Consider the following 12,815-nt stretch of genomic DNA (forward strand, 5'->3'; position numbering starts at 1 on the left):
AAACAGGTAAAATTACATGAAATGAGCCATAAAAATGACCGGGTAATTTATACCCAAAACGATGGTATTTTTAGGATGTATTCCAGTCCATCAATAAAAATAAACAGATGAAAAATGCGGTTAAGAACTTTTGAATCCTTTTGGTTACTCAAAAACGGATTGCTTTACAGCTATCCTTCCCTGCAGGAAGATCTCGGTTCGGATATCGTCGTTATCGGTGGTGGCATTACCGGTGCGTTGATCAGTCATGCATTACTGCAAGCCGGTTACGAGGTAACGGTTCTGGACAAGAGAGATATCGCACAAGGTAGTACGGCGGCCACCACCTCCATGTTGCAATATGAAATCGATGTACCGTTGTACCAGCTGGCCGACCGTATCGGAACAGAAAACGCCGTGCGCTGTTATCAGGCCGGCATCCGGGCCATTGAAGACCTTGCCGTACTTGTTTCCGATGAACAAATCGATTGCGGATTTACCCAAAAACAATCGCTTTACTTTGCGCATGATGAAAAAGCCGCAACAACACTCCGGCAGGAGTATGCGATCCGCCGGCAATATGGGTTAGGCGTAAGCTGGCTGTCACCGGCAACCATTGCACAACAGTACCAGCTGCAAACATCTGGTGGTATCCTTTCTGATACAGCAGCCAGTATGGATGCCTACCGGTTTACACATGAACTGTTTCAAAAAAACCAGCAGCGGGGATTACGCATTTATGATCAAACCGAAATCAGCAACATCAGCTACCAGGCTTCCGGCGTGCAGCTTGAGCTCACCAATGGCTGCGTGGTACGCGGCAAGAAGATCGTGTTTTGCTCCGGTTATGAAACGGTGGCCATGTTCCCCGAAAAGACGGCCCGGCTGTTCAGCACTTTTGCCTGCATCAGCGAAGCGGATGCGCAGCTTTCATCAGAGTTGAAGCAATTGTTGATTTGGAATACCGAAAAACCCTATACCTACATGCGTACCACCGACGACAACCGGCTGCTAATTGGCGGTGCAGACAGTCCGTTTAACTCCGGCTCTTTCCGGGAGCGCGTTAAGGATAAAAAAACAAAGCTACTGATGGAAAAACTGAACCGCTTTATGCCAGGCACGTCGTTTATCGACGATTTTTCCTGGGCCGGTTGCTTTGGATCTACAGCTGATGGATTGCCCTATATTGGCCAGCATGAAAAATATCCCAATGCCTATTTTGTACTGGGATTTGGCGGAAATGGCATTACGTTTTCGGTTCAGGGCATGAAACTGCTCCTCAAGTTGCTTCGTGATGAAACGGACCCATTACTGCCACTGTACCGTTTTGGAAGATCCTGAGCAGGGAGCGGGTTTACCGTTTGAGGTTGGACCCGTTTTACACTCGGTGATCAGTCAACAGTTGTCAGTTGATGATGCAGGGATTTGAAATTTGTCTTTCGGATCGTTGACCCATTTTTATGCTTGATAGACTTTCGTGATTTCTGATTGCTCATCCCAACCCGGTATTCCCATCAACATACGCAGCACTGAACGGGAGCGGAATCTTCATTCCCACATTTTCACATTTCCAAATGCTCACATTCCCAAAGGAAAATCCCACTAATTCACCTTGCTCCGCCCAATGCTTTCATAATGGAAGCCCAGCTCTTTCATTTTTTCAAGCGTGTATACGTTCCTCCCGTCAAAAATAACCGGGGCCTTCAGGTGTTGTTTTATTTTTTCGAAATCCGGGTTACGGAACTCACTCCATTCTGTCAAAATAAGCAAGGCATCTGCATCCCGTAATGCTTCGTACTGGTTTCCGGAGTAATCCAGCTGGTCGCCAAACAGCTGGCGTACATTTTCAGTAGCCACCGGGTCATATACTTTTATATGCGCTCCTGCAGCCAGTAATTCCCCGATAATCTCTATGGAAGGCGCATCCCGGATGTCGTCGGTTTCCGGTTTAAAGGCCAGTCCCCATAATGCTAACTGTTTGCCTTGCAGATTGTGATCAAAATACTGGCTGAGCTTTTGAACCAATCGTTTTTTTTGTAGTGCGTTCACCGTGAGTACCGATTGCAGTAATTTAAAATCGTATTTATGCTCCTGTGCGGTAAGGTTCAATGCCAGTACATCTTTCGGAAAGCAGCTGCCGCCATAACCGATGCCGGGAAAAAGAAACCGTTTACCAATGCGCTGATCACTGCCGATGCCAATACGTACCCAATCCACGTTCGCACCCGTCCGCTCGCAAAGGTTGGCAATCTCATTCATAAAGGAGATCTTCATCGCAAGGAAGGAATTAGCCGCATACTTGGTCATCTCGGCGCTACGGGCATCCATAAAATAAATGGGGTTTCCCTGCCGTACAAAAGGATTGTACAGGTCGCTCATAATTTTGACCGCCCGTTCCGACGCTGTGCCGACAACAACCCGCTCCGGCTTCAGAAAATCGTCTACCGCAACGCCCTCCCTCAAAAATTCAGGGTTGGAAACCACATCAAACAAGGACGAAGGCAGTTTCTCTGATAAAATAGCGGCTACTTTTTCGGCAGTACCAACAGGCACTGTACTTTTATTAACAATAATTTTATAAGAGGTAATCAGGTCTCCGAGCTCTCCGGCTACCTTTAATACATACTTCAGATCCGCTGCACCATCGGCGCCGGAAGGCGTTGGAAGGGCCAGGAACACCACCAGCGCGTCTTTCACCGCATTGGCCAGATCATCCGTAAAGCGGATTCGCTCTTCCCGGATATTCCGGGCCAGCAATACATCCAGTCCCGGTTCGTAAATAGGTGTTTTACCGTTTTGCAATGCAGCGATCTTCTTCTGGTCCACGTCCACGCAAACCACCTGGTTGCCCGTTTCCGCAAAGCAGGTGCCTGTTACCAGTCCCACATATCCTGTTCCAATAACCGCTATTTTCATATGTTTTCCTTAAAGATTAAAAATTAAAACCTTCCGCGTTTAATACGATAAATCAGGCTTTAAGTGTGCAGACAAATAATTCGGGGTTCTGTTGTTCTGCTTCCTCGATGGTTGCGTAGTTGGAAAGCACATCTGCCTTTCCCGGACGCACACATACATCATGTTCGAAATGCACAGAAGGACTTCCATCCTTTGTACGCACCGTCCAGCCATCACTTTCCGTAAACACCTCCTTCTTTCCAAGGTTAATCATTGGTTCAATAGCCAGTACCATTCCGCTTTGCAGCTTCATACCCGTACCTCGTTTTCCATAGTTGGGTACCTGCGGATCCTCGTGCATTTTCTGCCCCAGTCCATGTCCCACCAGTTCTCTTACCACACCATAACCATGTTCTTTTTCAGTATAATGCTGAATTGCAAAACCAATATCCCCGATGCGATGCCCGGTGGTGGCTTTTTCGATTCCCTTATACAACGACTCCTTGGTAACCGCAATCAGTTGCTGTGCCTCCGGCGTTGGCTCACCGATGGCGAAGGTATATGCATGATCGCCATGCCACTTATCCAGGATCACTCCTACATCGATCGAAACAATATCTCCCGGTTTTAACTCCGTTTTATTAGGGAAGCCATGCACCACCACATCATTAACCGATATACAGGAATTGAAGGGATAACCATTATAGTTGAGAAAGGAAGGGATCGCCTTATGATCGGCTATAAATTCACCGATCATCTTATCCAGGCTCAGTGTTGTGATGCCGGGTTTCAGGATCTTTGCAATTTCAGTCAGTGTTTTGCTTACCAGCAGTGCACTCCTGCGCATCAATGCCACCTGGTCATCTGATTTGATTTTTACCATATTATTTATTAAAAAAGTCCCGCAACTTACGCTGCGGGACTGCAAAGTTATTGAATTTCTTATAACGAATTAAATCTGAATCGCAGAAGAACTTTGGCGTCCCTGGATCCGGCCGCTCTTCATCAATCCATCGTACTGACGCATCATCAGTTGTGTTTCGATCTGCTGTAAAGTATCCAGCACCACACCCACCATGATCAGCAGTGATGTACCTCCAAAGAACATAGAGAAACCCTGCGTCATACCAAACATTTTCTGGATCAAACCAGGCAGGATGCCTACAAAAGCCAGTAACACAGCCCCCGGGAACGTGATCCGGTCCATAATGGTACCAATATAGTCCGTTGTAGGCTGACCAGGTTTTACACCGGGTATAAAGCCGTTATTCTGCTTCAGGTTGTCGGATATCTGCTTGGGGTTAAAGATCAATGCTGTATACAGAAATGTAAAGCCGATCACCACGGTAGCATAAATGAGCATGTACCAACCATTCGTATGATCGGTGAACATTCTTCCCAGGTCGGCATTCTTGCTGCCCATTGTAAACAGGGTAGGCACAAACATGATGGCCTGCGCAAAAATGATGGGCATTACACCGGCACTGTTTACTTTCAGCGGCAGGAACTGGCGCGCACCGCCGAACTGACGGTTGCCAACAATCTGCTTTGCATAGTTTACCGGTACTTTGCGTACACCCTGTACCAGCAGGATGGATCCCATAATAATACCCACAAACAGCGCGATCTCAATAATAAAAATCAGGATATCACCGGTACGGGTGGAGCGGAAGGTAAGCTCCTGTGCCACCGACTGCGGCAAACGTCCCAGAATCCCAACCATAATAATAAGGGAAGTACCATTACCTAAACCTTTATCCGTGATCTTTTCACCCAGCCACATTACAAACAAGGTTCCTGTAGTGAGCAGGATAATTGTTGTTAATGAGAAATAGAAACTGCCGTATCCGGGCATAATGGCCGGCCCGGAGGTTTGCTGCAGGTAAGCCAGGTAGGCAAATGCCTGTACGAAAGTAACCACTACGGTAAGGTACCGGGTGATCTGGTTGATCTTTTTACGGCCGCTTTCCCCTTCCTTCTGCATTTTCTGGAAAGAAGGTACCAGAACGGTCATCAGCTGCATAAAGATTGATGCTGTAATATACGGCATCACACCCAATGCAAAAATAGAAGCCTGTTCAAACGCACCACCGGCAAATGTATTGATCAGGTCAAGGATGCCGTTTTGTGCGTTGTTCTTTTGCAGCGCCTCCAGTGTAACCGGGTTGATACCAGGCAATGGTATGTATTTACCGATCCGGTAAATAAAGACAAGCAATAAAGTGAAAAGAATTTTACTCCTTAGCTCTTCGATGCTCCATATATTCTTAAGTGTAGTAATTAGTTTTTTCACCTGATTCTTCTTAAATTAGTCAATTCTCCAAAATTAAAAGACGCACTACGTGCGTCAAAATTTATTTTTGAGAAATCATTTTAAAACCTCAACGGATCCACCAGCACTTTCAATTGCGGCCTTCGCTTTTTCGCTGATAGCGTGAACCTTGAAAGTGAATTTACCCTTAATTTCACCATTACCCAAAACCTTTACTTTATCCGTTTTACCGATAAAGCCCATTGCGTAAAGGTTCTCAGCAGAAAAATCAGAAATATTATGTGTTTCGGCCCACTGATCTACCTGGCCGATGTTAATAATCTTGTAAACGATCTTATCCGGATTCTTAAACCCTCTTTTCGGAGTACGGCGCTGGATCGGCATCTGGCCACCCTCATGTCCTATTTTACGTTTGTAACCGGCGCGGCTTTGCCCCCCCTTGTTACCTTTTGTAGAAGTGCCGCCATAACCGCTACCTTCACCACGACCAATTCTTTTTTCTTTGTGTACAGCACCTTTTGCAGGTTTTAATTCATGTAATTTCATTGCTTTATTTTTTACTTACGCTCCAAAAGCGGGAGCTCGCTTGTTTAATAATGCCGGTTTAAAACGGTTCGTAATAGCCGGAAAGTTGCAAATATAACGCCTCGGGGCGAAAAATTACAATTCTTCTACTTTAACCATATGCTCCACCTTACGGATCATACCCAGGATTTGCGGAGTGGCTTCTACTTCTTTGCTGCTGTTGGTTTTATTCAATCCTAAAGCCTTTAGTGTAAGTTTTTGCCGTTCCGGGCGGTCGATCGGGCTTTTTACTAACGTAACTTTTATCTTTTTCATAATCTCAGATTTAGTCCCGATAACTATCGGGATGAGACTTGAGATTTGAGATTTTTTTGAAACCTCAAATCGTAAATCTCAAACCATAAATATTTCTTATCCGTTAAATACTTTCTTTAAACCTAAAGAGCGGGTTTTAGCTACATGTACAGGCTCCCGCATCATTGCCAGGGCTTTAAAGGTCGCTTTTACCACATTATGCGGATTTGCTGACCCCAGGTTCTTCGCCAACACATCTGTAAGACCTGCAGCCTCCAGTACAGCGCGCATAGAGCCTCCGGCGATTACACCGGTACCCGCAGAAGCCGGCTTCACCATTACTTTTGCAGCGCCCTCTTTCGCCCACTGATCGTGAGGGATGGTTCCCTTCATGATGGGAACTTTAATGAGGTTTTTCTTCGCATCTTCGATCCCTTTGGTAATGGCTTCCTGAACCTCTTTCGCCTTTCCTAAACCATGCCCTACAACACCATTGCCATCTCCTACAACAACTAATGCAGAAAAGCTGAATGCACGGCCTCCTTTGGTTGTTTTTACTACACGATTAATAGCAACAACCTTGTCTTTTAATTCAAGATCGCCGGCCTTAACATTGTTGAAATTAACTGTTGACATTATTTCGTTTTAGATTGAATAACTTTTTAAAATTGCAAACCACCTTCTCTTGCACCTTCCGCAACTGCCTTCACCCGTCCGTGGTATAAATAACCACCTCTGTCAAAAACCACTGTTGTAACTTTCAGATCCGCAGCTTTGCGGGCAATAGCAGCCCCCACCAGCTTGCTCAGCTCAGATTTGGTACCGGATTGGGCTTTAATATCCTTGTCTTTTGTAGACGCAGCTGCAATTGTAAGTCCCTGCACGTCGTCGATCAATTGTGCGTAAATATCCGTATTGCTCCGAAACACAGCCAGTCTCGGCTTTTGTGATGTACCGCTCACTTTCTGACGAATGATACGGCGGATGCTGGTTCTTCTTTTAACTTTTGCGTTTGACATTGTTTCTTTATTTATTTCCCTGATACTGCCAGGGCTTTTTATGTTTCATGTTTCAAGTTCGAGGTTTCAGGTTTTAGTTCTAACATGAAACTTAAAACCTGAAACCTGAAACTTCAATTATTTACCTGCAGACTTACCTGCTTTCTTCCGTACGATTTCACCTACAAAGCGTACCCCTTTTCCTTTATAAGGCTCGGGCTTACGCAGGCTACGGATTTTAGCGCATACCGCACCCACCAGCTGTTTGTCGCTGCCGCTGATGGTAATGGTAGGGTTTTGTCCCTTTACGGTTTCTGTTGCAACGGTCAATTCTTTAGGAATATCAAAGATGATATTGTGAGAATATCCCAGAGAAAGATCCAGCTGGTTTCCCTGGTTGGTGGCTTTATAACCTACACCCACCAATTCCATCTTTTTCTCAAATCCTTTTGTAACGCCTTCCACCAGGTTGGCCACCAATGCGCGGGTTAACCCATGCAGGGCGCGGTGCTGGATCTGGTCTGAAGGACGGGTGATCGCGATCTGACCGTCTTTTACTTCTACTTTAATATCCGCATTTACGGCTTGTTTCAACTCCCCTTTTTTACCTTTAACAGTAACAACATTGTCGCTGCCTACTGCTACAGTAACTCCTTCCGGAATGGCGATCACTTGTTTACCTATACGAGACATAATATTAATTTGAAAATTTGAAGATTATATAATTAATCCGGGAAAACCCCGAAAGAAAATGTAGGTATGAATGTTTTCAGTTACCGTATAAAAAACTTAGATTCCCATTCATCCCTTGAGGCTATTTGAAAACCATTTTCAAATTTTCAAATATTCCGGCTGCACATTAATAAATGTGGCACAGAACTTCACCGCCTACATTCTGAGACCGCGCATCCTTATCAGTCATTACTCCTTTGGAAGTAGATAGGATAGCAATTCCCAGACCGTTTTTCACACGGCGGATATCCGCGGGCTTAGCGTATTGACGCAATCCCGGGCGGCTTACTCTTTCCAGGCTCTGAATAGCGGGCTGCTTGGTAGTAGCATCGTATTTCAAAGCGATTTTAATTACCCCTTGCTTGTTGTCTTCCTCAAACTTATACTTCAGGATATAGCCCTGATTATATAAGATCTCGGTCATACGTTTTTTCAGGTTAGAAGCAGGAATGTCCACAATCCGGTGACCTGCCATCTGAGCGTTACGTATTCTCGTTAAAAAGTCTGCAATTGGATCTGTTACCATTGTATATATGAATTATATCAGTTCAAAATTTAGTGGGTGGATTGTTTTAAAAGCCCATACCCTGTCTTACGGCTTTGTGCTGCTGAAAATTACCAGCTTGCTTTCTTTAAGCCCGGAATTTTACCATTCAAAGCCATGTCTCTTAATGCTACCCGGGAAATTCCAAAGTAACGTACATAACCTTTAGGACGTCCTGTTAATTGGCAACGGTTTTTCAAACGCACTTTAGAAGAGTTTTTAGGCAGCTTGTCCAAAGCGGCATAATCACCTGCTTTTTTCAGCTCCTCTCTTTTAGCGGCGTATTGCTCCACCATTTTTTCTCTTTTTAACTGACGGGCTTTAATTGAAGTTTTTGCCATGTTTCTTTAAATTCTAAATTCCAAATTCTAAGTTTCCGGGCGATTACCGTAGCAAGCTTAAGAACTTGTGATTTGTGATTTTATAATATTACTTTTTAGCGTTTTTAAAGGGCATTCCCAGTTCCTTCAACAGTTCGTATGCCTCTTCATCTGTTTGGGCGGTAGTCACAAACGTGATGTCCATACCCGTGATCTTATTCACTTTATCGATATCGATTTCAGGGAAGATGATCTGCTCGGTAACACCCATGGTATAGTTTCCGCGACCGTCGAAAGATTTTTCATTGATCCCTTTAAAATCACGCACACGGGGTAAAGCCACCGCAATCAGGCGATCCAGGAATTCGTACATCTTTTCTCCGCGCAGGGTAACACGCGCACCAATCGGCATGCTCTTACGCAGTTTAAAGTTTGAAATATCTTTTTTAGAGTTGGTTACCACCGCTTTCTGGCCTGTGATGGTGGTCAGCTCATCTACCGCCACGTCAACCAGCTTTTTGTCGGTTACGGCACCATTTACACCACGGTTGATGCAGATCTTTTCCAGTTTAGGAGCCTGCATTACAGATTTGTAAGCAAACTTCTTCACTAATGCCGGAACCACTTCATTTTTATATTTTGTGGCCAGCCTGGGGATATATGTTTTAGTACTCATGGTCTATTACTTTATTTGCGATACACAAAAGATTAGATTTTTTCTCCTGATTTTTTAAAGATGCGCAGTGTTTTACCCTCTTCGCGCTGGCGCTTTACTTTAGAAGGCGCTTTGGCTTTCGCATCCCACAGCATCACATTGCTGATATGAATCGGAGCTTCTACTTTTACAATACCACCCTTTGTATTCTGGGCGGAGGGTTTGGTATGTTTGGTTTTGATGTTCACACCCTCAACCAGCACTTTTCCTTCTTCAACCAATACCTCTTTCACTAACCGTGGTTTATATTCAAACTTACCGTTATCATCCTTGCGGGGTTTTGCAGCACCGCTGATAACAATAACCAAATCGCCTTTTTTAATATTGTACTTGGGTTTAAATCTTTTGCTCATTTTTTTATGCTTTCTTTATGCTTAATGCGCGGGCTCAAGGCTTAACGCTATTTTTTATGGATGGAATGCCTTCAGCACTTTGCATTAGGCATTTAGCTCATTTATAACACCTCCGGAGCTAATGACACGATCCTCATATATCCTTTATCACGAAGCTCCCGGGCAACAGGTCCGAAGATACGGGTACCTCTTGGTTCATCAGATGCGTTCAAAATAACAACAGCGTTGTCATCAAAACGAATGTACGAACCATCTTTACGGCGCAATTTGTTGGTAGTGCGTACGATCACCGCTTTGGCTACGGTTCCTTTCTTGATACCCCCTGCCGGAGCTGCGTCTTTTACTGTTACAACGATTTTATCGCCAATTTTTGCATAGCGTTGTCCGCTGTTACCCAGTACGCGGATACAAAGAACTTCTTTTGCGCCACTATTATCCGCCACGTTCAACCGGCTTTCTTGCTGAATCATTTTCTTAAAGATTTGAGATTTGAGAGTTGAGAGTTGAGATGCTCATTCCCCAAAATCTATTTTAAAAAATATTATCTGTTTTCTAAATTCTGAATACTGATATCTCAATACCCAATTCTTATTTTACTTTTTCGATAACCTCAACCAGTCTCCAGCGCTTCAATTTGCTCAAGGGGCGGGTTTCCATAATTTTAACGGTATCCCCAATGCTGCACTCATTCTTCTCATCGTGCGCGTGGAACTTGGTCGTTTTTTTAAGGAACTTACCGTAAATAGGGTGCTTTACTTTTCTTTCCACAGCAACGGTGATGGTTTTTGTCATCTTGTTGCTGGTAACCACGCCTATTCTTGTTTTTCTTAAATTTCTTTCAGACATTTTATTTACCTTTTGGCTTGTACAAAATTGCTGTTACGCTTTCGCAGCTTCGCTGCCTTGACTTTGTTTTAAAAACGTTTCAATCCGGGCGATATCTTTGCGCAGTGCACGGATAGACATCGGATTTTCCAGCGGAGAGATCGCGTGTGCAAACTCCAGTTTCTTCAGGCGCTGCTTGGACTGCTCCAGCTGAACCTTTAAATCTTCCGCGTTTAATCCTTTTATGCTGCCTATAAATTCTTGTTTCTTTGACATCTTAATTTGATTTATTAATTAGTAACTAAATCCCTACGCATGGTGAACTTAGTCTTGATCGGCAATTTACCAGATGCTAAAGACAGTGCTCTGCGTGCAACTTCCTCGCTTACACCGTCCACTTCAAAAATGATACGGCCGGGTTGTACAACAGCAGCCCAATATTCAAGGTTACCTTTACCTTTACCCATACGAACCTCTGCAGGCTTTTTGGTGATGGGCTTATCAGGGAAAATGCGGATCCATACGTTCCCTTCCCTTTTCATGCTACGGGTAAGTGCCTGACGGGCAGCCTCAATCTGGCGGTCCGTAATCCAGTGAGAATCCTGGGCTTTTAAAGCATAAGAACCAAACGAAATGGTAGTCCCTCTTTTCGCGTCGCCTTTCATGCGACCTTTTTGCATTTTCCTGTGCTTTGTTCTCTTCGGTTGTAACATTCTATTGAGATTTGAGATTTGAGATTTGAGATTTATTGAATCTCAGATTTCAAACTGTTTTATATATTATTAATTCCTTTTGTCTCTTCCACCACCACGGCGATCGCCTCTGCGGTCATCTCTGCGATGATCTCTTCTTTCACCACCGCCTACATTTTTGTCGTTGCCGGAGATAAAGTTGGGATTCAGATCACGCTTTGCCAGCACTTCACCTTTACAGATCCAAACCTTGATACCGATCTTTCCATAAACGGTTTGAGCAAATACATTGGCGTAATCGATGTCCATCCGGAACGTGTGCAGGGGCACCCGACCTTGTTTGAATTCTTCGCTACGGGCAATTTCAGCACCACCCAAACGGCCGCTCAGCTTTACCTTAATTCCTTCCGCACCCATGCGCAGCGCAGAAGCAATGGCCATTTTGGTGGCACGCTTAAAGTTGATCCGGTTCTCGATCTGGCGGGCAATAGTATCACCAACGATCATGGCATCGGTTTCAGGACGACGGATTTCCAGGATATTGATCTGTACATCATCATTCTGAGTCAGCTTCTTCAGTTCTTCCTTGATGCGATCTACCTCGCCACCACCTTTACCGATGATAATGCCGGGCTTGGAAGTATGAATGGTAATAATTAATTTCCCTAAGGTTCTTTCGATAACAATTTTAGAGATACCTCCCTTATTGATACGGGCGTTCAGGTATGTTCTGATTTTATTGTCTTCGATTAACTTAGAAGCAAAATCTTTTTTGCTTCCATACCAGTTAGATTCCCATCCACGGATGATGCCTAACCTGTTACCAATTGGATTTGCTTTTTGACCCATATTTATTGGTTATGCTTTTTTAGATTCTTTAGTTGACTTTTTTGCAGCAGCCTTCTTCTTAGCCGGGGCTTTTGCACTTGCTTCCTTCACTTCTTCAACAGGCGCTGCTTTAGCGGCGGCCTTTACCTTTTTTGCGGCTTTTTTATCTTCACCAGCCACATCTACCACGAGGGTTACATGGTTGCTGCGTTTACGAACACGGTAGCCACGGCCTTGCGGAGCGGGGCGCATGCGCTTTAATGTACGGCCACCGTCTACATAAATGGTTTTTACCACTAAGCCTGATTCATCTGCTCCTTCATTGGCCTGCTTCCAGTTTACAATGGCGCTTAATACCAGCTTGCGCAAAGGTACTGCGGGGTGTTTGGGGTTGTGCTCCAGTTCGGCCAACACCAAATCCACTCTTTGGCCACGAATCAAATCAGCCAACAACCTCATTTTACGAGGCGAAGTCGGATAATTTCTAAGTTTTGCTACTGCTTCCATTATATTAATTTCTTAACGTATGCGTTCTGTTGATGATTTATTTTTTATCGCCCGCGTGTCCTTTAAAGTTGCGGGTAGGTGCAAATTCACCCAGTTTATGGCCTACCATAAACTCCGTAACATATACGGGGATGAATTTATTTCCATTATGCACGGCAAATGTGTGGCCTACAAAATCGGGTGTAATTGTAGAGCGGCGGCTCCAGGTTTTAATTACAGCCTTTTTTCCTTTTCCTTCGTTAATAGCCAACACTTTTTTTTCCAAGTGAGTTGCTACATAAGGACCTTTTTTTATCGAACGAGCCATATTTATTTTTTAAATTCTAAAGTTCAAAT

At 44.4% G+C, this 12,815-nt stretch carries 20 protein-coding genes; 1 reads left to right on the forward strand and 19 read right to left on the reverse strand.

Annotation, left to right across the window (positions count from 1 at the left end; all coding sequences use genetic code 11):
• Positions 1-114: 114 nt before the first annotated feature.
• Positions 115-1,320, forward strand: a complete 1,206-nt coding sequence (locus LL912_RS09480) for an NAD(P)/FAD-dependent oxidoreductase (protein ID WP_235553344.1) — start codon at positions 115-117, stop codon at positions 1,318-1,320.
• 261 nt (positions 1,321-1,581) lie between these two features.
• Here LL912_RS09480 and LL912_RS09485 read toward each other — a convergent pair whose 3' ends face one another.
• From LL912_RS09485 to rpsS, 19 genes are all read right to left on the reverse strand, one after another.
• Positions 1,582-2,895: a UDP-glucose dehydrogenase family protein gene (locus LL912_RS09485; protein ID WP_235553345.1), complete on the reverse strand. Its 1,314-nt coding sequence runs from the start codon at positions 2,893-2,895 to the stop codon at positions 1,582-1,584.
• Between the two features lie 52 nt (positions 2,896-2,947).
• Positions 2,948-3,757, reverse strand: a complete 810-nt coding sequence (map, locus tag LL912_RS09490; protein WP_235553346.1) for a type I methionyl aminopeptidase — start codon at positions 3,755-3,757, stop codon at positions 2,948-2,950.
• Between the two features lie 69 nt (positions 3,758-3,826).
• Entirely contained in the window at positions 3,827-5,167 is a 1,341-nt protein-coding gene (gene secY / locus LL912_RS09495) for a preprotein translocase subunit SecY (protein ID WP_235553347.1), read from the reverse strand.
• A gap of 75 nt (positions 5,168-5,242) precedes the next feature.
• The gene (gene rplO / locus LL912_RS09500) at positions 5,243-5,692 is read right to left on the reverse strand and encodes a 50S ribosomal protein L15 (protein ID WP_235553348.1); all 450 of its coding nucleotides are present in this window, start codon (positions 5,690-5,692) and stop codon (positions 5,243-5,245) included.
• A 114-nt stretch (positions 5,693-5,806) separates the two neighbouring features.
• Positions 5,807-5,986: a 50S ribosomal protein L30 gene (gene rpmD, locus LL912_RS09505; RefSeq protein ID WP_067752876.1), complete on the reverse strand. Its 180-nt coding sequence runs from the start codon at positions 5,984-5,986 to the stop codon at positions 5,807-5,809.
• 96 nt (positions 5,987-6,082) lie between these two features.
• A complete protein-coding gene (gene rpsE / locus LL912_RS09510; protein ID WP_018630064.1) occupies positions 6,083-6,601 on the reverse strand; it encodes a 30S ribosomal protein S5 in 519 nt (172 codons plus the stop codon).
• A gap of 26 nt (positions 6,602-6,627) precedes the next feature.
• Complete coding sequence (gene rplR / locus LL912_RS09515) at positions 6,628-6,984, reverse strand: 50S ribosomal protein L18 (RefSeq protein WP_231004140.1); 357 nt, start codon at positions 6,982-6,984, stop codon at positions 6,628-6,630.
• Between the two features lie 117 nt (positions 6,985-7,101).
• Complete coding sequence (gene rplF / locus LL912_RS09520; protein ID WP_235553349.1) at positions 7,102-7,656, reverse strand: 50S ribosomal protein L6; 555 nt, start codon at positions 7,654-7,656, stop codon at positions 7,102-7,104.
• Positions 7,657-7,822: 166 nt separating this feature from the next.
• Positions 7,823-8,221 (reverse strand): 30S ribosomal protein S8, encoded by a 399-nt coding sequence (gene rpsH / locus LL912_RS09525; RefSeq protein ID WP_235553350.1) that lies wholly within the window; start codon positions 8,219-8,221, stop codon positions 7,823-7,825.
• Positions 8,222-8,310: 89 nt separating this feature from the next.
• Positions 8,311-8,580, reverse strand: coding sequence for a 30S ribosomal protein S14 (rpsN, locus tag LL912_RS09530; protein WP_018630060.1), 270 nt, complete (start codon positions 8,578-8,580; stop codon positions 8,311-8,313).
• Between the two features lie 88 nt (positions 8,581-8,668).
• Positions 8,669-9,235, reverse strand: a complete 567-nt coding sequence (rplE, locus tag LL912_RS09535) for a 50S ribosomal protein L5 (protein ID WP_255785638.1) — start codon at positions 9,233-9,235, stop codon at positions 8,669-8,671.
• Between the two features lie 32 nt (positions 9,236-9,267).
• Positions 9,268-9,627, reverse strand: a complete 360-nt coding sequence (gene rplX, locus LL912_RS09540; protein WP_235553351.1) for a 50S ribosomal protein L24 — start codon at positions 9,625-9,627, stop codon at positions 9,268-9,270.
• A 101-nt stretch (positions 9,628-9,728) separates the two neighbouring features.
• On the reverse strand, positions 9,729-10,097 hold the full coding sequence (rplN, locus tag LL912_RS09545; protein ID WP_231004145.1) for a 50S ribosomal protein L14: 369 nt from the start codon (positions 10,095-10,097) through the stop codon (positions 9,729-9,731).
• A 118-nt stretch (positions 10,098-10,215) separates the two neighbouring features.
• Positions 10,216-10,473: a 30S ribosomal protein S17 gene (rpsQ, locus tag LL912_RS09550; RefSeq protein WP_231004146.1), complete on the reverse strand. Its 258-nt coding sequence runs from the start codon at positions 10,471-10,473 to the stop codon at positions 10,216-10,218.
• Positions 10,474-10,506: 33 nt separating this feature from the next.
• On the reverse strand, positions 10,507-10,728 hold the full coding sequence (rpmC, locus tag LL912_RS09555; protein ID WP_235553352.1) for a 50S ribosomal protein L29: 222 nt from the start codon (positions 10,726-10,728) through the stop codon (positions 10,507-10,509).
• 14 nt (positions 10,729-10,742) lie between these two features.
• Positions 10,743-11,165, reverse strand: a complete 423-nt coding sequence (gene rplP / locus LL912_RS09560; protein ID WP_231004148.1) for a 50S ribosomal protein L16 — start codon at positions 11,163-11,165, stop codon at positions 10,743-10,745.
• A 69-nt stretch (positions 11,166-11,234) separates the two neighbouring features.
• A complete protein-coding gene (gene rpsC, locus LL912_RS09565; RefSeq protein ID WP_231004149.1) occupies positions 11,235-11,993 on the reverse strand; it encodes a 30S ribosomal protein S3 in 759 nt (252 codons plus the stop codon).
• Positions 11,994-12,002: 9 nt separating this feature from the next.
• On the reverse strand, positions 12,003-12,479 hold the full coding sequence (gene rplV / locus LL912_RS09570) for a 50S ribosomal protein L22 (RefSeq protein WP_235553353.1): 477 nt from the start codon (positions 12,477-12,479) through the stop codon (positions 12,003-12,005).
• A 37-nt stretch (positions 12,480-12,516) separates the two neighbouring features.
• On the reverse strand, positions 12,517-12,786 hold the full coding sequence (gene rpsS, locus LL912_RS09575) for a 30S ribosomal protein S19 (RefSeq protein ID WP_018630051.1): 270 nt from the start codon (positions 12,784-12,786) through the stop codon (positions 12,517-12,519).
• Positions 12,787-12,815: the final 29 nt, after the last annotated feature.

This window comes from Niabella agricola (genome assembly GCF_021538615.1).
Classification (GTDB): domain Bacteria; phylum Bacteroidota; class Bacteroidia; order Chitinophagales; family Chitinophagaceae; genus Niabella; species Niabella agricola.

What these genes read in the sequence shown, in the direction of transcription:
- rplP (WP_231004148.1), bottom strand. Translation starts at nt 11,165, where the DNA reads ATGTTACAACCGAAGAGAACAAAGCACAGGAAAATGCAAAAAGGTCGC.
- rpmC (WP_235553352.1), bottom strand. Translation starts at nt 10,728, where the DNA reads ATGTCAAAGAAACAAGAATTTATAGGCAGCATAAAAGGATTAAACGCG.
- LL912_RS09480 (WP_235553344.1), top strand. Translation starts at nt 115, where the DNA reads ATGCGGTTAAGAACTTTTGAATCCTTTTGGTTACTCAAAAACGGATTG.
- rplN (WP_231004145.1), bottom strand. Translation starts at nt 10,097, where the DNA reads ATGATTCAGCAAGAAAGCCGGTTGAACGTGGCGGATAATAGTGGCGCA.
- rplE (WP_255785638.1), bottom strand. Translation starts at nt 9,235, where the DNA reads ATGAGTACTAAAACATATATCCCCAGGCTGGCCACAAAATATAAAAAT.
- rpsN (WP_018630060.1), bottom strand. Translation starts at nt 8,580, where the DNA reads ATGGCAAAAACTTCAATTAAAGCCCGTCAGTTAAAAAGAGAAAAAATG.
- rpsS (WP_018630051.1), bottom strand. Translation starts at nt 12,786, where the DNA reads ATGGCTCGTTCGATAAAAAAAGGTCCTTATGTAGCAACTCACTTGGAA.
- rpsE (WP_018630064.1), bottom strand. Translation starts at nt 6,601, where the DNA reads ATGTCAACAGTTAATTTCAACAATGTTAAGGCCGGCGATCTTGAATTA.
- rplR (WP_231004140.1), bottom strand. Translation starts at nt 6,984, where the DNA reads ATGTCAAACGCAAAAGTTAAAAGAAGAACCAGCATCCGCCGTATCATT.
- rplO (WP_235553348.1), bottom strand. Translation starts at nt 5,692, where the DNA reads ATGAAATTACATGAATTAAAACCTGCAAAAGGTGCTGTACACAAAGAA.
- rplV (WP_235553353.1), bottom strand. Translation starts at nt 12,479, where the DNA reads ATGGAAGCAGTAGCAAAACTTAGAAATTATCCGACTTCGCCTCGTAAA.
- rpsQ (WP_231004146.1), bottom strand. Translation starts at nt 10,473, where the DNA reads ATGTCTGAAAGAAATTTAAGAAAAACAAGAATAGGCGTGGTTACCAGC.
- LL912_RS09485 (WP_235553345.1), bottom strand. Translation starts at nt 2,895, where the DNA reads ATGAAAATAGCGGTTATTGGAACAGGATATGTGGGACTGGTAACAGGC.
- rpsC (WP_231004149.1), bottom strand. Translation starts at nt 11,993, where the DNA reads ATGGGTCAAAAAGCAAATCCAATTGGTAACAGGTTAGGCATCATCCGT.
- rpsH (WP_235553350.1), bottom strand. Translation starts at nt 8,221, where the DNA reads ATGGTAACAGATCCAATTGCAGACTTTTTAACGAGAATACGTAACGCT.
- rplF (WP_235553349.1), bottom strand. Translation starts at nt 7,656, where the DNA reads ATGTCTCGTATAGGTAAACAAGTGATCGCCATTCCGGAAGGAGTTACT.
- map (WP_235553346.1), bottom strand. Translation starts at nt 3,757, where the DNA reads ATGGTAAAAATCAAATCAGATGACCAGGTGGCATTGATGCGCAGGAGT.
- rplX (WP_235553351.1), bottom strand. Translation starts at nt 9,627, where the DNA reads ATGAGCAAAAGATTTAAACCCAAGTACAATATTAAAAAAGGCGATTTG.
- rpmD (WP_067752876.1), bottom strand. Translation starts at nt 5,986, where the DNA reads ATGAAAAAGATAAAAGTTACGTTAGTAAAAAGCCCGATCGACCGCCCG.